This window comes from Agreia sp. Leaf244 (assembly GCF_001422695.1).
Classification (GTDB): domain Bacteria; phylum Actinomycetota; class Actinomycetes; order Actinomycetales; family Microbacteriaceae; genus Agreia.
In genome coordinates this window covers 61,869-78,274 of sequence record NZ_LMLX01000003.1, presented here as the reverse complement: position 1 = coordinate 78,274, position 16,406 = coordinate 61,869, and the positions used below count along the sequence as shown (strand labels likewise).

Annotated in this window: 16 protein-coding genes; 8 read left to right on the top strand and 8 right to left on the bottom strand. The window is 67.5% G+C overall.

From position 1 onward, the window contains the following. Nucleotides 1-139 precede the first annotated feature (139 nt). Genes ASF06_RS10350 through ASF06_RS10340 form a run of 3 tightly spaced genes read left to right on the top strand, consistent with a single transcriptional unit; the run spans nt 140 to nt 2,977 of the window. Nucleotides 140-625 carry a hypothetical protein gene (locus tag ASF06_RS10350; protein WP_055946603.1) on the top strand — a complete coding sequence of 162 codons (486 nt, stop codon included), beginning with the start codon at nt 140-142 and terminating at the stop codon, nt 623-625. Next, nucleotides 612-1,472 carry an FAD:protein FMN transferase gene (locus ASF06_RS10345; RefSeq protein ID WP_055946600.1) on the top strand — a complete coding sequence of 287 codons (861 nt, stop codon included), beginning with the start codon at nt 612-614 and terminating at the stop codon, nt 1,470-1,472. Before ASF06_RS10350 ends, ASF06_RS10345 begins: the two co-directional genes overlap by 14 nt. After that, nucleotides 1,472-2,977 (top strand): FAD-dependent oxidoreductase, encoded by a 1,506-nt coding sequence (locus tag ASF06_RS10340; protein ID WP_055946597.1) that lies wholly within the window; start codon nt 1,472-1,474, stop codon nt 2,975-2,977. Before ASF06_RS10345 ends, ASF06_RS10340 begins: the two co-directional genes overlap by 1 nt. A 29-nt stretch (nt 2,978-3,006) precedes the next feature. Here ASF06_RS10340 and ASF06_RS10335 read toward each other — a convergent pair whose 3' ends face one another. The 3 genes from ASF06_RS10335 to ASF06_RS10325 form a co-directional block, all read right to left on the bottom strand. After that, nucleotides 3,007-3,801: a hypothetical protein gene (locus tag ASF06_RS10335; RefSeq protein WP_055946594.1), complete on the bottom strand. Its 795-nt coding sequence runs from the start codon at nt 3,799-3,801 to the stop codon at nt 3,007-3,009. A gap of 76 nt (nt 3,802-3,877) precedes the next feature. Then, nucleotides 3,878-4,114 (bottom strand): hypothetical protein, encoded by a 237-nt coding sequence (locus ASF06_RS10330; protein ID WP_055946592.1) that lies wholly within the window; start codon nt 4,112-4,114, stop codon nt 3,878-3,880. Between the two features lie 76 nt (nt 4,115-4,190). Continuing rightward, nucleotides 4,191-5,198 (bottom strand): aldo/keto reductase, encoded by a 1,008-nt coding sequence (locus ASF06_RS10325; RefSeq protein WP_055947211.1) that lies wholly within the window; start codon nt 5,196-5,198, stop codon nt 4,191-4,193. A gap of 206 nt (nt 5,199-5,404) precedes the next feature. Here ASF06_RS10325 and ASF06_RS10320 point away from each other — a divergent pair, with 206 nt between their 5' ends. The 4 genes from ASF06_RS10320 (at nt 5,405) to ASF06_RS10305 (ending at nt 8,827) form a co-directional block, all read left to right on the top strand. Beyond that, entirely contained in the window at nt 5,405-5,977 is a 573-nt protein-coding gene (locus ASF06_RS10320; RefSeq protein ID WP_055946589.1) for a single-stranded DNA-binding protein, read from the top strand. 103 nt (nt 5,978-6,080) lie between these two features. Further along, nucleotides 6,081-6,608, top strand: a complete 528-nt coding sequence (locus tag ASF06_RS10315) for a DUF6993 domain-containing protein (RefSeq protein WP_235497277.1) — start codon at nt 6,081-6,083, stop codon at nt 6,606-6,608. A gap of 39 nt (nt 6,609-6,647) precedes the next feature. Further along, nucleotides 6,648-8,330, top strand: a complete 1,683-nt coding sequence (gene ettA, locus ASF06_RS10310; RefSeq protein WP_055931718.1) for an energy-dependent translational throttle protein EttA — start codon at nt 6,648-6,650, stop codon at nt 8,328-8,330. Between the two features lie 11 nt (nt 8,331-8,341). After that, the gene (locus ASF06_RS10305) at nt 8,342-8,827 is read left to right on the top strand and encodes an acyl-CoA thioesterase (RefSeq protein WP_055946586.1); all 486 of its coding nucleotides are present in this window, start codon (nt 8,342-8,344) and stop codon (nt 8,825-8,827) included. On the opposite strand, the gene ASF06_RS10300 is transcribed toward ASF06_RS10305, so the two are convergent. Then, nucleotides 8,808-9,704, bottom strand: coding sequence for an acyl-CoA thioesterase (locus ASF06_RS10300; RefSeq protein ID WP_055946583.1), 897 nt, complete (start codon nt 9,702-9,704; stop codon nt 8,808-8,810). The two genes, ASF06_RS10305 and ASF06_RS10300, sit on opposite strands and share 20 nt — an antisense overlap. Before the next feature lie 47 nt (nt 9,705-9,751). Between ASF06_RS10300 and ASF06_RS10295 the strand changes: the two genes are divergently transcribed. Further along, nucleotides 9,752-10,408: a hypothetical protein gene (locus ASF06_RS10295; protein ID WP_055946580.1), complete on the top strand. Its 657-nt coding sequence runs from the start codon at nt 9,752-9,754 to the stop codon at nt 10,406-10,408. A 25-nt stretch (nt 10,409-10,433) separates the two neighbouring features. Here ASF06_RS10295 and ASF06_RS10290 read toward each other — a convergent pair whose 3' ends face one another. The 4 genes from ASF06_RS10290 to pepN form a co-directional block, all read right to left on the bottom strand. Then, nucleotides 10,434-12,089, bottom strand: a complete 1,656-nt coding sequence (locus tag ASF06_RS10290; protein ID WP_055946577.1) for an FAD-binding dehydrogenase — start codon at nt 12,087-12,089, stop codon at nt 10,434-10,436. Nucleotides 12,090-12,148: 59 nt separating this feature from the next. Further along, on the bottom strand, nt 12,149-12,592 hold the full coding sequence (locus tag ASF06_RS10285) for a globin (RefSeq protein ID WP_082480259.1): 444 nt from the start codon (nt 12,590-12,592) through the stop codon (nt 12,149-12,151). A gap of 1 nt (nt 12,593) precedes the next feature. Next, on the bottom strand, nt 12,594-13,640 hold the full coding sequence (locus tag ASF06_RS10280; protein ID WP_157439157.1) for a mechanosensitive ion channel family protein: 1,047 nt from the start codon (nt 13,638-13,640) through the stop codon (nt 12,594-12,596). Nucleotides 13,641-13,752: 112 nt separating this feature from the next. Further along, nucleotides 13,753-16,302, bottom strand: a complete 2,550-nt coding sequence (gene pepN, locus ASF06_RS10275) for an aminopeptidase N (RefSeq protein WP_055946574.1) — start codon at nt 16,300-16,302, stop codon at nt 13,753-13,755. Nucleotides 16,303-16,406: the final 104 nt, after the last annotated feature.

Genomic DNA, 16,406 nt, shown 5'->3' with positions numbered 1-16,406 from the left:
CCATGAGTTCGGCTCATTAGTTGTCGCTTCAACTATTCTCAGGATTTCCACAGTCCTCACAGAGAAGCCGCAAGAGTCACGCCCCTAGGGTCTAAGACGTACGTACTTGCCGTGTACATCCCGACTGATGGAGAGAACAATGATCACCCGCCACCAGAAAACCGCTGTCACCGCCCTTGCCGGACTCTCGCTCCTCGGTGTCGTCACCGGTTGCTCGACCGAGGCCGCAAGCACCGATTCGGCGAGCACGCCCGTCGCTACACCCACAAGCTCGACCGAGGCGGGCACCGACTCGACGGAGTCCACCCCCGCTGCCGCAGGGTCGTCGGTCTACGCCGACGGCGAGTACTCGGCCGAGGGCGAGTACACCTCGCCGGGCGGCGAGGAGCACGTCTCCGTCTCGCTGACCCTCGCCGATGACGTCATCACGGCCGTCACGGTCACCCCCGAATCCACGAACCCCAACGGCAAGAAGTACCAGGGCGAATTCGCCGACGGTATCGCTGCCGTCGTCGTCGGCAAGAGCATCGACGACATCTCCGTGTCGAAGGTGGCCGGTTCATCTCTGACGAGCGGTGGCTTCAACGACGCCGTCGACCAGATCAAGGCCGATGCCGCCGTCTAATCTCCGTTTCGAAGGAATCGGCACGGCCTGGCAGATCGACACCCCCGACGAGCTCTCAGGGCTCGTCGGGGATCGGGTGCGAGGCCGTGTCGAGGCTTTCGACCGTGCATACTCGCGGTTCCGCCCCGACTCCCTCGTCGCGAGGCTGGCCGAGGCTCCGGGAACGGTCGACTTTCCCGACGACGCGGCCGAGCTGTTCGACCTCTACGACCTGCTCGACGAGGTCAGCGAGGGAGCGGTGACGCCGCTCGTCGGCCGTTCGCTCGAGCACCTCGGCTACGACAGCGCCTACAGCCTCACGGCCGGGCCCGGTCGGGTCGTTCCTGCGCGATGGCCGGATGCGGTCAGCCGAGTAGGCGCGAGCGTTACCACGACCGCTCCCACCGTCATCGACGTGGGCGCGGCTGGCAAGGGATACCTCATCGACCTCGTCGCCGAGGTGCTCGTGGATTCCGGCGTGGAGAGTTTCGTCATCGACGCAAGCGGAGACCTCGTGAACAGGGGTGAGCCCCTGCGCGTCGGCCTCGAGCATCCCTTCGACCCGAGCAAGGCGATCGGGGTCGTGACACTCGGGAACGAGTCCCTGTGCGCATCCGGCTCGAACCGCCGCGTGTGGGGCGAAGGTCTGCACCACATTCTCGACGGACGCACGGGCGCACCGACATCCGACATCATCGCGACCTGGGCGATCGCGAAGAACGGGCTCCTGGCCGACGGCCTCGCCACCGCCCTGTTCTTCGTTCCGCCCGCCCGATTGGCCCCCCACTTCGATTTCGACTGGGTGCGCATGCACTCGAACGGAATCGCCGAACGATCCCGCACTCTGCGGGGAGAGGTCTTCTCCTGATGGCTCGACTGGATGCCCTGCTGGGCAAGGTTCAGATGTATCGCCTCGTCAGTCTCGCGCTGGCCGCGATCGTGCTCGTGGCGCTCGTCGAGAGTCTCGTCGGCGTTCTCGGCTTCGAGCCGCTCGCGCTGCTGGCGACTCTGGCGACCGTCCTGGTCTCCTGCGTCGTCGCCAACCGCGTCATGGCCCTGCTCTTCCGAGTGAGGCCGCACACGGAGTCGTCGATCATCACCGGACTCCTGCTGTTCTTCCTGTTCTTCCCCACGACGGACGGCCAGGAGCTGCTGACCGTCGCCCTTGTCGCCGCGATCGCGGTGGCCTCGAAGTACGTGCTCGCCTGGCGCGGACGCCACATCTTCAACCCGGCCGCCATCGGAGCCGTCATCATCACGCTGACCGGGCTCAACGCATCCGTCTGGTGGGTGGGCACACCCGTGCTGCTGCCCGCCGTCGCGATCGGCGCCCTTCTCGTGCTCTACCGCACTCGCCAGCTTCCGATGGGCCTCACCTTCATCGTGCTGGCCACCGTGGTCGTGACGATCGTGCAGTCCTCGTTCGGACTCGCCCTGCCCGACGCCCTCGTCTACGCTCTCGGATCCACCCCGCTCGTGTTCCTGGCCGGGTTCATGCTCAGCGAGCCGCTGACTCTGCCGCCACGCCTGTGGCAGAGGCTCGTGCTCGCCGGCATCGTCGCGCTGCTCTTCTCCATTCCCTTCTCGGTGGGCCCGCTGTACAGCAGCCCCGAGCTCGCCTTGGTCGTCGGAAATCTGCTGGCGTTCCTCGTCGGACAGCGCCGCGGGCTGTCGCTGTCGTTCGAACGCGCGACGAAGCTCACCCCCTCGACGACGGAGTTCGTCTTCTCGTCGAAGCGGCCGGTGTCGTTCCGGGCCGGGCAGTACATCGAGCTCTCGATTCCCCACTCCGGCGCCGACTCGTCGGGAACGCGACGGGTGTTCAGCATCGCGTCCGCTCCGAGCAACCCGCACGAGGTCCGTGTTGGAGTACGCATGGGCGAATCGCCGTCGAGCTTCAAACGCGCGCTGGCGTCGCTGAAGCCGTCGCAGTCTGTGCGGGCGAACCTCGTCGCGGGCGATTTCCTGCTTCCCGGCGATGCATCGAAGCCGGTACTGCTCGTCGCCGGCGGCATCGGCATCACGCCGTTCATCAGCCAGCTGGAGCACGACGCTGCGGCGGGTGTCTCGCGCGACCTGGTGCTCGTCTACGCCATCAGGGCGCACGAGGAGTTCGCCTACTCCGATGCCCTGCAGCGACTGGGCGTGCGGGTCGTGCTCGTCGCGCCCCGTGAGCCGGAGTCCCTCACCGACAGCTGGACCTACGCCGGCTCGGGCCGTCTGACAGGCGAGCTCATCGAAGAGCAGGTGCCCGACGTGCGCGAGAGAATCGCGTTCGTCTCCGGTCCGCCGCGGCTCGTGGGCGCGGTTCGCACCGCACTGCGCCGGCTGAAGGTGCGCCGCATCGTCACCGACGCCTTCTCGGGATACTGACGGACGCTGCCGTCAGCCGGGTGTGATGTCTAGTCGTTCTCTGACGCCCGACGCGGCGGGAAGGCGTTGACCGGAGGCGGCGTCGTGCCGTCGTCTCGGGACTCGACGTGGCGCTCGACCGCGTTCAGATTCTCGAGCACGCGCTTCGTCTCGTCGCGCGCGGCCTGCTGCTCGGGCGTCTCGATCGGGGCCTCGATGCGCGCGGTCGCTGCCGGTGCGGTCGGCGTGATGACGGTCGTCGCCTCGGCCTCGGGACGGCTGTGCTGCTCGTGGTGCTGCTGGGCGACCCACTCCTCCTGCTGGCGGAGGAGCTGCCTCTCGGCGTCGTCGTCCTCGGCCCTCCAGCGATCGAGGTCGCCCTGGAAGACCTTGCGGCTGCGGCCGGGGCGTTCCTGCCATTCGATGAGACGGTCTCGGAACTCGATGACCGCGGGCTCGACCTGGTAGCCGAAGGTGGCGGAGTTGCGTCGCATGTCGGCAAGCGAATGGGCGGCCCAGTCGGCAGCGACGGCGGACCCCTTGATCGGGAGGAGCCGGATCTGGATGTCGGCCTGCCCGACGGCGCGGTCGGACATGATCTGCTCCTGCGGCGTCAGCGAGTTCCACACGGAGGCCTGCTGGGCCGAGTCGATGAGCGAGGCGATCGCCGCCACCTTGATCTCGCGGTCGTGCTTGGCGAGCAGCCGTTTGATCGAGCTGCTCGCGATCCAGGCCCCGAGCAGCGCGGCCACGATGATCGCCACAGCGGGCAGCACAATGCCCGACACGACGAAGCGTCCGTCGCTCGAAGTAAACCAGTCTGCGAAGTCGTTCCACCATTCCATGAGGCGAAGACTACGTCGAAGATCGTGGGCAGGCCGTCGCGACGAGCCGAGGAGAGATCTATTCGTGGTGCATCGATCAGGCGAAGCAGGCTCGAGCGCTCTCGAATGACCAGAAATCGCCGATGTCGACCAGCCGGGTGGTGTTCGCCACAAGTCGGCGCGCGGAGAACTGGTGTGCCGCGCCCGAGCTGACCTCTTCGATGTACCCCAGCACGTGACCGGCGGGGTGCACCACCCGCCAGAAGCCCGGTCGCAGGGCGATAAGCGACGTCGCGGTGGTGGTGGACGCAGTGGTGGTGGATGTGCTGATCATTGCTGCTCCTGTCTTCGCGCCGGCCCGGCATTCTCGTGATGAGAAGAGGCTAGGACCAGCCACCGACAGTGCCGCGTCAGAGACCGGTGCCGTGCACCGCGTGCGGCTCGATCAGCTCCAGCTCGGCAGCACTGAGCGGATCGGCCTGCAGGGCGTCGAGATTCTGGTCGAGCTGGTCGACGCTGGATGCGCCGATGATCGCGCTGGTCACCTGGGGCTGGCGGAGCACCCAGGTGAGTGCGAGCTGGGCGAGGGTCTGCCCGCGGTCCCGTGCGACGGCGTCGAGCGCTCGCGCCCGCGACAGGTAGCCCTCGTCGATTCGCGACTCGGGCAGGAACCGGCTGGTCGCCGCCCTGGATCCTTCCGGGACCGATCCGGTGAGGTAGCGGTTCGTCAGCAGGCCCTGCGCCAGCGGGGAGAAGACGATGCCTCCGATTCCGAGCTCGTCGAGCACGGGGAGAAGCCCCTCGTGCTCGATGTGACGGTCGAACATCGAGTAGCGAGGCTGGTGGATGAGGAGGGGCACCCGATGCTCGGCCAGCGCCGCGTGCATGCGGCGCGTGTCGTCGGGGGAGTAGTTGGAGACGCCCACGTAGAGTGCCTTGCCCTGGGCCACCGCGGTGGCGAGGGCGGCGGCGGTCTCCTCGATCGGCGTCTCGGGGTCGGGACGGTGGTGGTAGAAGATATCGACATAGTCGAGGCCGAGACGGCCGAGGCTCTGGTCGAGGGAGGCCAGCAGATACTTGCGCGAGCCGAAATCGCCGTACGGACCCGGCCACATGTCGTATCCGGCCTTCGACGAGATGACGAGTTCGTCGCGGTAGGAGGCGAGGTCGTCTGCGAGGATGCGTCCGAAGTTGGCCTCGGCTGAGCCGTAGGGCGGTCCGTAGTTGTTCGCGAGGTCGAAGTGCGTGACGCCGCGGTCGAAGGCCCGGTGAACGATGTCGCGCTGCGTCTGCCGGGGCCTGGTGTCCCCGAAATTGTGCCAGAGGCCCAGAGAGAGGGCGGGCAGTTTCAGGCCGCTGCGCCCCGTGCGGTTGTACTGCATCGAGTCGTAGCGGCTGTCCTCGGCGTTGTAGGTCACGGATACACCGTAGGGCACGCGCACGGGTGAGACGAGTCGACCTCTCCTCCTCCGGTCCGACGAAGCGCGAGCTGTGCACAGATCTCGGATCCCGCCGCCGTACGCCGTGCGAGGGAGCGATTCTGGTGCAACCGGTGCGAGGCCGGAATCAACTGGCACGAGTGCCGGTCTCGCGCCGGCCCATCCATCGAGACAAGGAGAATGACGTGACAGACACGGTGACGCTGACAGGCGTCGTGGCAACGAAACCCGAAAACGTTCGAACCAGTACCGGCCTCACGGTCACCAACTTCCGTCTGGCCTCGAGCCAGAGGCGATTCGACCGAGCCACCTCGACCTGGGTCGATGGCGACACCAACTGGTACACCGTCAACGCCTATCGGTGGATGGCCAACAATGTGGCCAACTCGCTCCAGGTAGGCAACCACATCGTGCTCACGGGGCGGCTTCGCGTGCGCAACTGGACCAGCGGCGACAAGCGCGGCACCGCCATCGAGGTCGATGTCGATTCCATCGGCCACGACCTCGCGTTCGGGGTGTCTCACTTCACCCGGCTGAAGGCGGCCGCACCGGTCGGCGAGTCGGGCGGCTCCGTCGGCGACACCGGTCCAGAGCCCGATCCGTCGGCCGCGGACTCGTCCTACGCCGGGCACGACGCCGGGCACGACGTCTGGTCGACCCCGGTCGCGAGCGACGAGGCCTCGTATGAGACGCCCGCCTCGGAGCAGAACGACGATTCGGTCTCCGAGATCGCCGAGGAGGAGAAGGTCCCCTTCTGATTCGTGCGACGAACCGGTGAATCCGCCGTGCCGTTGCAGCCTCCCGGAAGCCCTCACCTAGAATCGGTGGGGGCATACGGGGGACACAGCGAAAGAGGGCATAGTGACGCGCACGGCGACCGGCAGCACCGGAACACGACGACGAGGCGCGACAGCAGTGGCCGCCGTCCTGGCGGCGGGGGCTCTCGCCCTCGTCCTCACGGGGTGCGTTCCGGAGTCCACGCCGACGTCCACGGCCGCGTCGAGTGCCCCTGCGGTGTCCGAGACTCCGACACCCACAGCATCCGACGCGCCGCCGCCGGCGCTCGTGCCGAACGGAACGGCCGCCGAGAACAAGCCGTACTTCGACTACCTCAACAACCAGGCCATCGCCGCGGCCGGCGGACAGCCCGACGGCCCGGCCTTCATCAACTCGCTTCGCGCCGGAGGCTTCGTCGTCGAGGTCATGGAGTTGACGCCCGACATCACAACGGTAGGCGTCAAGGCCGACTCCGTGCAGTTCTCCGTGCGTGCGCCAGACGCATGCATCATCGGCCAGTGGGGCACCGTCGGCGGGTACACCAGCATCATCGCTGCGCCGCTCTCGACGGGCAAATGCTTCATCGGCCAGACGCGCCCCATCGACTTCTGACCCGATTCGGTCGACGCGAAGAGACCATAGACTGGTCGAATGGCCGAATATATCTACTCGATGGTCCGCGCCCGCAAGGCCGTGGGAGACAAGCTCATCCTCGACGACGTCACGATGGCGTTCCTGCCGGGCGCGAAGATCGGTGTCGTCGGCCCCAACGGTGCCGGAAAGTCCACGATCCTCAAGATCATGGCCGGACTCGACACGCCGTCGAACGGCGAGGCTCGTCTGACCCCCGGCTTCAGCGTCGGAATCCTGATGCAGGAGCCCGAGCTCGACGAGACCAAGACGGTGCTCGAGAACGTGCAGGAGGGTGTGGGCCCGATCAAGCAGAAGGTCGACCGCTTCAACGAGATCGGCCTCGCGATGGCCGAGCCCGACGCCGACTTCGACGCTCTCCTCGCGGAGATGGGCACGCTGCAGGAGGAGATCGACGCCGCCGACGCGTGGGATCTCGACTCCCAGCTCGAACAGGCGATGGATGCGCTCCGTACGCCGCCCGGCGACTACAGCGTCGCGAACCTCTCCGGTGGTGAGAAGCGCCGCGTGGCCCTCACCAAACTGCTCCTCCAGAAGCCCGACCTCCTCCTTCTCGACGAGCCCACCAACCACCTCGACGCCGAGAGCGTGCTCTGGCTCGAGCAGCACCTCGCGAAGTACCCGGGCGCCGTGCTCGCCGTCACTCACGACAGGTACTTCCTCGACCACGTCGCCGAATGGATCGCCGAGGTCGACCGGGGCAAGCTCTACCCCTACGAGGGCAACTACTCGACCTACCTCGAGAAGAAGCAGGAGCGCCTGCAGGTGCAGGGTAAGAAAGACGCCAAGCTCGCAAAGAGGCTCTCGAGCGAGCTCGAATGGGTGCGATCGAACGCCAAGGGTCGCCAGGTCAAGTCGAAGGCCCGCCTCGCCCGCTACGAGGAGATGGCGGCGGAGGCCGAGAAGACGCGCAAACTCGACTTCGAAGAACTCGTCATCCCCGTCGGCCCGCGACTGGGTTCGCAGGTCATCGACGCCAAAGACCTCAAGAAGGGCTTCGGCGATCGCGTGCTGATCGACGGCCTCAGCTTCACCCTGCCGCGCAACGGCATCGTCGGCGTCATCGGCCCGAACGGCGTCGGCAAGTCCACGCTCTTCAAGACGATCACGGGAATCGAGCCCCTCGACTCCGGAAACCTCAAGATCGGCGAGACGGTCGACATCTCCTACGTCGACCAAGACAGGGGCGGAATCGACCCTCAGAAGACGCTGTGGGAGGTCGTGTCCGACGGGCAGGACTACATCCAGGTCGGCAAGACCGAGATCCCGTCGCGCGGCTACGTGTCGCAGTTCGGTTTCAAGGGCCCCGACCAGCAGAAGAAGGCCGGTGTGCTCTCGGGTGGAGAGCGCAACCGCCTGAACCTGGCGCTCACACTGAAGCAGGGCGGAAACCTCCTGCTCCTCGACGAACCGACGAACGACCTCGACGTCGAGACCCTGTCGAGCCTCGAGAACGCACTCCTCGAGTTCCCCGGCTGCGCCGTGGTCATCACACACGACCGGTGGTTCCTCGACCGCATCGCCACGCACATCCTCGCCTACGAGGGCACCGAAGAGGCGCCGTCGAACTGGCACTGGTTCGAGGGCAACTTCGAATCCTACGAGCAGAACAAGATCGAGCGACTCGGTCCGGACGCGGCGAAGCCGAACAGGTCGGCGTACCGCAAGCTCACCCGCGACTGAGCACGGTCTCGATGCGCCTGCACGTTCCGATCCGCCTGCGCTGGTCCGATCTCGACGCCTACGGACACGTCAACAACGCCGAGATGCTGCGCCTCCTCGAAGAGGCGCGCATCGAGGCGTTCTGGACACCGGACCCGGGAGCGGTAGAGTCCGCGGCGGGCGCATCGACGGCGGTGCTCGACGGGCGTCCCGGCTCCGACACGCTCACGCTGATCGCGCGCCAGGAGATCGAGTATCTCGCGCCGGTGCCCTATCTGAGACAGCCCGTCGACATCCAGCTGTGGATCGGACGGCTCGGAGGGGCGAGCCTCGAGGTCTGCTACGAGGTGTGCAGCCCGGTCGGAGTCGAACCGCATGTGCTGTTCACCCGGGCCGCGACGACGATCGTGCTGGTCGACGCCACGACCCAGCGTCCGCGGCGCATCAACGATGTCGAACGTGCCGCGTGGGAGCCCTATCTCGACGCGCCGGTCGAATTCACGAAGCGCGCCCGCTAGCCGGAACGCGCACCATGCCCTCCTGGGCGACGCTGGCGAGCAGCACACCGTCGCGCGAGTAGATGCGTCCCAGTGAGAGCCCGCGCCCGCCGTGGCCGCTCGGCGATTCCTGCACGTACAGCATCCACTCGTCGACGCGACCGAAGCGGTGCCACCACATGGCGTGATCGAGGCTCGCGGTCTTGAGGCCCGGGGTCACCCACGCGATGCCGTGCCGGCGGTAGATCGGCTCGAGGATCGTGTAGTCGCTCGCATAGGCGAGCGCGGCGCGGTGCAGGTTCGGGTCGTCGGGCAGGGCGCCCAGCGTCTTCATCCAGACTGCCTGGTGGCCGACGGGTTCGCCTTCGACCGAGAGGTAGATCGGCGAGTCGACGTGACGCATGTCGAAGGGGCGCTCGGTCGCCCAGAATCGAGCCACGGGGTGGTCGATGCCCGCCAGCCGTTCCGCCGTGCTGGGGATGTCCTCGGGCTGCGGGATGCCGGCGGGCATGTCGATCTGGTGGTCGAGTCCCTCGTCTTCGGTCTGGAACGAGGCGATGAGCGACAGGATCGGGATGCCGTCCTGGTACGCCTGCGTGCGCCGCGTCGCGAACGAGCGTCCGTCGTGGATGCGGTCGACGGCGAAGGTGATGGGCTTGTCGATATCGCCCGGGCGCAGGAAGTACCCGTGCATCGAGTGCACGACCCGCTCCTCGTCGACCGTGCGCATGGCGGCGGTGATCGACTGCGCGAGCACCTGTCCGCCGAAGACGCGACCCTGCGGCATCCACTGCGACGGTCCTGTGAAGATGTCTTCGTTCGTGCGCGCGCCGGTGTCGGTGAGGTCGAGGGCCGTGAGAAGCCCTTCCAACGGCGTAGCACGGATTTCGTCGGTCATGCGGCCTCCAATATCGGGGTTCCCAGTGAAGTAGTTTAGACAGCGAGATGGTTCAGTCATTCGCGCTCGTCGATTCGCCGTCGCTCGGCGACCTCAAAGTGTTCCTCGGCCGTGCGGCCAGGCTCGACCAGGGCGGGGTGCGTCTCATCGGCGGATCCGGTGTGCTGGCCGTGTACGCGCCCGTGCTGCACCCGCGGGGGCTCCTCGACAACGCTCCCACCGTGCTGGGGCTCCGCACGTTCGCCCTGGCCGAGACCGCGTCGTTCGACGTGGTCGTGTCGGCCCGCCAGCTGCTCGATCGGCTCGCCCTGCTCTCGGTCACCGTCAACGCCGACGACGGACCCATCGGCGTGCTCATTCCGCCGCCCGAGTCCTCGCCGGCGTGGGTCGGCATCTCTCCGCCCCGGGGCGGCTGGCTTCCGGTCGGAGAAGTGCCGGCACCGGTGCTCGAGGCCGCGGCCAGAGCCGGCGTGGCCGAGGTCGCCGCCGCGTTGCCGCCCGACACGGGCGAGCAGCTCGTGCACAAGGTGCGGGCCGAGGTGTGGGGTCGGGCGATTCCGGATGTCGTCCCCCCGATTCCCGCGGGCGTCGGTCTCGCCGCCGACAGCTTGGGCTTCCTGCGCACCGACGAGCCCGCCCGCATCCTCGTGTCGGGTGCCTGGACGCGCGTCTCGACCCGCCGCGGGCACGTCCTTACCCGCTGACCCTGTCTCACGCTCTGAGCGGCGCTCAGAGCTGCGCCACGACCGCGCGACCGGCCTGGCGTCCGGAGAACAGGCATCCGCCGAGGAAGGTACCCTCGAGCGAGCGATAGCCGTGCATGCCTCCGCCACCGAACCCGCTCGCCTCGCCCGCCGCGTAGAGGCCGGGAATCGCCCGACCCTGCGCATCCATGGCCTGGCCCGCGAGGTTCGTCTCGATGCCGCCCAGGCTTTTGCGGGTGAGCACGTGCAGCTTCGCGGCGATCAGCGGGCCGGCCTTGGCATCGAGCAGGCGGTGCGGCGTCGCGACTCGGATCAGCCTGTCGCCCCGGTAACGGCGGGCGCCGCGGATCGCGTTGACCTGCGCGTCTTTCGTGAAGTCGTTCGCCATCTCCCTGTCGCGACCGAGAACCTCGCTCTCGACGCGCGCGCCGTCGAGGACTCCGGGCGGCGACAGGGCCTGCATCGACTCGATGAGCTCGGGCAGGGTCGGCGCCACGGCGAAGTCGACGCCCTTGCGCTTGAAGGCTTCAACGGGCCCCGGAGCGCCCGGCGCGACGCGCTTCGCGAGCAGTCGCAGGTTCTTGTCGGTGAGGTCGGGGTTCTGCTCGCTGCCCGACAGGGCGAACTCCTTCTCGATGATCTTCTGCGTCAGCACGAACCAGCTGTGGTCGTATCCGGTCGTGCGCAGGTGCTCGAGGGTGCCCAGCGTGTCGAATCCGGGGAACAGGGGCACGGGCAGCCGCCGTCCGGTCGCATCCAGCCAGAGCGACGACGGCCCCGGCAGAATCCGGATGCCGTGCGACGGCCAGACCGGATCCCAATTGGTGATGCCCTCGGTGTAATGCCACATGCGATCGCCGTTGATCAGCTGGGCGCCTGCCGATTCGGAGATGGCGAGCATGCGCCCGTCGACGTGCGCCGGAACCCCGGAGAGCATCGTCGCCGGGGGAGTGCCCAGCCGTTCGGGCCAGTTCGCGCGCACCAGCTCGTGGTTGCCGCCGATGCCGCCGCTCGTCACGATGACGGCCTGGGCCTCGAGCTCGAAGTCGTCGACCACCTCCCGCGAGCTGGACGCGCCCCGCGCTGCGTCGTCGTCGACCAGCACGGAGCCGCGGACGCCCACGACCGAGCCGTCTCTCGTGACGAGCTCGTCGACGCGATGCCGGTGCAGCATCGTCACGAGGCCGCGCGCGATCCCGTCCTCGAGAATGCGCAGGAAGGGGGCGAGCACACCCGGACCGGTTCCCCAGACGATATGGAACCGGGGCACGCTGTTGCCGTGGCCGTTGGCCGTGTAACCCCCGCGCTCGGCCCAGCCGACGACGGGAAAGAACCGCACGCCCAGGGAATGGAGCCAGGCGCGCTTCTCCTCAGCCGCGAACTCGAGGTAGGCCTCGGCCCACTTTCTGGGCCACGCGTCCTCCTCGCGGTCGAAGTCGGCGCTGCCGAACCAGTCCTGGCGGGCCAGTTCGGCGGAGTCGTGCACGCCGAGCCTGCGCTGTTCGGGCGAATCGACGAGGAACAGTCCGCCGAACGACCACCAGGCCTGCCCGCCGAGGGATGCGGCGGGCTCCTGCTCGACGATGGTCACCCGCTTGCCCGCGGTGATGAGTTCGGATGCCGTGACGAGGCCGGCGAGGCCTGCCCCGACGATGATCGCGTCGCTTCTGGTCGATGACACAAAGACTCCTTCGTCTCGTATGCTCGCGGGCCGTGTGCTCAGGGCCGCTGTGCGCCCCGCTACTCCTCGAAGGTATTGACCATGGCGTGCGCCGCCCTGTCGAGGTATCCCCAGAGCGTAGCGTCCTGCAGGGGCGGAAGCTCGAGCGAATCGACCGCGACGCGCATGTGGGCGAGCCAGCGGTCGCGGGCATCCGGGTTGACCTTGAACGGCATGTGCCGCATGCGCAGCCTGGGGTGGCCGCGCTCCTCGCTGTAGGTTCCCGGTCCGCCCCAGTACTGCTCGAGGAACCCCGTCAGGCGTTGGATGGCACCCTCGTGGTCCTCCTCCGGGTACATCTCGACCAGCACCGGGTCGGTCGCGACGCCGGCGTAGAACGCTCGCACGAGCTTCTCAAACGTGGCCCGCCCCCCGACCTCGTCGTAGAACGATCGGGAGAGCGCCGAGTCGCCGTTCTGCGACACCCGCAGGGTGATCGGCGACGGTTCCGAGGGGATCGACATGTCAGTTCTCCGTGCTCTTGGGCGCCCGGGTCGCTCTCGGCGGGCGCGTGCCCGTCTCGCCGGACTTCGTGGTGTTCTCGTCGACACTGGTCGTGAGGGGAACCGGCTTGGTCTTCGGAGTGCGGGCTCCGGAGACGCTGGCTGCGCCCTCGAAACCCGAGAGGACGATGCTGTTGAGGGCCGGCAGCCGCACGTCCATCTCGTCGAGCGCGCGCTTGAGGCGCATCCGCAGTTCTCGGGCGACCGTGTCCTTCGACGACGTGCGGGTCTTCACGACGAGCCGGATGACGAGGGCCTCGGCCGAGATCGACTCCAGACCCCAGATCTCCGGCTTCTCCATGATCAGGCTGCGGTACTTCGGGTTGGCGGCCAGCTCGACGGCGGTCTCGAGCATCTTCTGCTGCACGGCGTCGACGTCGGTGTCGTAGGGCACGGCGAGGTCGATGATGACCCGGGCCCAGCCCTGCGACATGTTGCCGACGCGCAGGATCTCTCCGTTGCGCACGAACCACAGCGTGCCGTTCACGTCGCGCACCTGGGTGACCCGGATGCCCACGGCCTCGACGACGCCGGTGGCCGGCCCGAGGTCGACGACATCACCGACGCCCAGCTGGTCCTCCATCACCATGAAGAGCCCGTTGAGCACGTCCTTCACGATGTTCTGCGCCCCGAAGCCGAGTCCCGCACCGAGGGCCGCCGTGAGAATCGCGAGGGAGCCGATGATGTTCGGATCGATCGTGGTGACGATCAGGATCAACGTCACGACGACGACCGTGACGTTCACGATGTTCGTCAGCACGGTGCCGAGCGTGCGCGTGCGCTGCACCACCCGCACCGCGGCCAGGGGAGAGGCGATCAGCGCCTGCGTGTCCTGCACGTTCTGTTTCTTCTTGACGCCGGAGACGACCTGCTGCACGACGCGTTTGATGACGAAGATCAGCACCAGCCGGATCACGAAGGCGAGCACGATGATGATCACGACGTTGATGGGAGTGCCCCACACGAGCATGAACTCGTTGAAGCCGGTCCAGAATGCGTTCCAATCCATATTCACGTCACTCTATCGATCGAGGTTCAGCGCTGTCTGTGCGCTGCCCATTCCCTGACCCTGCCCGTTCCCTGAGCCTGTCGAAGGGCACAGTCTCAGGGAACGCTCCAAACTAGTCGGCGTCGCGCGCCTGCGCCGCGATCGCGCGATCCACACCGGCCAGGTTCTCGACGACGAGACGGCGCAGCGCGGGCGGCTGCTCCGAGTTCGCGTCGAGCCAGGCGCGCGTGGCGTCGCGGAGTTCGACGTTCGCCAGCGCCGCGGGGTAGAGCCCGTTGATCAGCGATGAGGCGATGCCATAGCTCCGCGTCTCCCAGATCGTGACGAGGGAGTCGAAGTAGCGGCCGACGAACGGCTCGAGGAGCGCCGTGTCGTGCGCACGCTGGAAGCCGAGGGCCGTGGCGCGCACGATGGCGTTCGGGGCCTCGTCGGTGTCGACCAGCGAGGACCACGCCGCGTTCTTGCCCTCGGCGGTCGGGATCGCGGCGGCCGCGTGTGCGGCCGACTGGGCTCCGGATGCCGTGTTGTCGTCGGCGAGGGCGGTATCGATCTCGGTCTGGCCGGCCTTCGCACCGGCGACGAGGGCGATGAGGAGTTCCCAGCGCAGGTCGGTGTCGATCTCGAGTCCGTCGAGCGCGGTCTCCCCGTTGCGGAGCGACGCGACGGTCGCGAGCTGCTCGTCGGTCGACGCAAGGGCGGCGAAGAAGCGCACGAACTGGAACTGCGCGTCGCTGCCCGTGTCGGCGGCCTGCGCGAGCGACCACAGCTCGTCGGCGGCGACCTCGATGACCTCGGTGCGGGCATCCGGAGCGATGAAGTTCGTGCTGGTGAGCACGAGCTGGTTCAGCGCGGTGCGCAGTGTGGTGCTCTCGGTCTCGGTGGCGACGTTGGCGAGAACGAGGCGCACGAAGTCGCGTCCGCGGGTCTCGGCGTCGCGGGTCGAGTCCCAGGCCGACCCCCACAGGATGGCGCGGGCGAGCGGGCTCGTGACGGCGGCGAGGCTCTCGGCCGCGACGGCGAGCGATGCGTCGTCGAGACGCACCTTGGCGTAGGCCAGGTCGTCGTCGTTGAGCAGCACGAGGTCGGGGCGCTTCTCGCCGACCAGCTCGGAGACCTCGGTGCGCTCGCCGTCGACGTCGAGCTCGACGCGCTTCGTGCGAACGAGTGCGTCACCGTCGAACGAGTAGAAGCCGATCGCGAGACGGTGCGGGCGAATGGTGGGGTACTCGGCGATCGCCGTCTGCAGAACGGAGAACGAGGTGATCGTGCCGTTCTCGTCTGTCGCGATCTCGGGACGCAGGGTGTTGACCCCGGCTGTCTCGAGCCAGAGCTTCGACCACTCGCCGAGGTCGCGGCCGCTCGTGGTCTCGAGCTCGGTCAGCAGGTCGACGAGCTCGGTGTTGCCGAACGCGTGCGCATCGAAGTATCGGGCCACACCGGCCATGAACTCCGTCTGGCCCACCCAGGCCACGAGCTGCTTCAGCACCGACGCGCCCTTGGCGTAGGTGATGCCGTCGAAGTTGACCTGCACGTCTTCGAGGTCGTTGATGGTGGCGACGATCGGGTGCGTCGAGGGCAGCTGGTCCTGCCTGTAGGCCCAACTCTTCTCGGTCGAGGCGAAGGTGGCCCACGCCTCTGTCCACTCCGTCGCGTCGGCGGTGGCGAGGGTCGACATGTACTCGGCGAACGACTCGTTCAGCCAGAGGTCGTTCCACCAGCGCATGGTCACGAGGTCGCCGAACCACATGTGGGCGAGCTCGTGCAGCACGGTGACGACGCGGCGCTCGCGCACGGCGTCGGTGACCTTCGAACGGAAGACGTAGGTCTCGGTGAACGTGACGGCGCCCGCGTTCTCCATGGCGCCCGCGTTGAACTCGGGAACGAAGAGCTGGTCGTACTTGTCGAACGGGTAGGGGTAGGCGAACTGCTTCTCGTAGAACTCGAAACCCTGGCGGGTCTTTTCGAAGATGTAGTCGGCGTCCATGTACTGCGAGAGCGAGGTGCGCGAGAAGACACCGAGCGGGATCACTCGACCGTCGCTCGAGGTGAGCTCGCTGCGCTCGACCACGTACGGCCCGGCGATGAGGGCGGTGATGTACGAGGAGATGCGAGGGGTGGGCTCGAACGTCCAGGTGGCGTTGTCGGTGCCGTCGATCGCGACGGGCTCCGGCGTCGGCTGATTGGAGACCATCTGCCAGTAGGCGGGAGCGGTGACAGTGAACGAGAAGGTCGCCTTGAGGTCGGGCTGCTCGAACACGGCGAACATCCGACGCGAGTCGGGCACCTCGAACTGGCTGTACAGGTAGACCTCGCCGTCGACGGGGTCGACGAAGCGGTGCAGTCCCTCTCCGGTGTTCGTGTACTCGGCGTCGGCATCGACGACGAGCACGTTGTCGTCGGCGAGCTCGTCGAGCTGGATGCGCACACCGTCATTCACGGCCGCGACGTCGAGCGACCGGCCGTTCAGGGTCACCGAGTGCACCGAACGGGTGATCGAATCGATGAACGTCGACGCACCCGCGGTGGCGGAGAAGCGCACGGTCGTCGTCGACCGGAACGTCTCGGCGCCCTGCGTGAGGTCGAGCACCACCTCGTAGCTCGAGACGCTGACGATTCCGGCGCGCTCCTGCGCCTCGATGCGGGTGAGGTTTTCTCCAGGCACTGATGACTTCTTTCGTACTCGTGTGAGTTTGCGGCGCGCGGGCTCGTGACCCGCGGCGCGTGACCCTCCCAGCCTATCTTCGCGACCGGGCGGCCTCAGTAAAC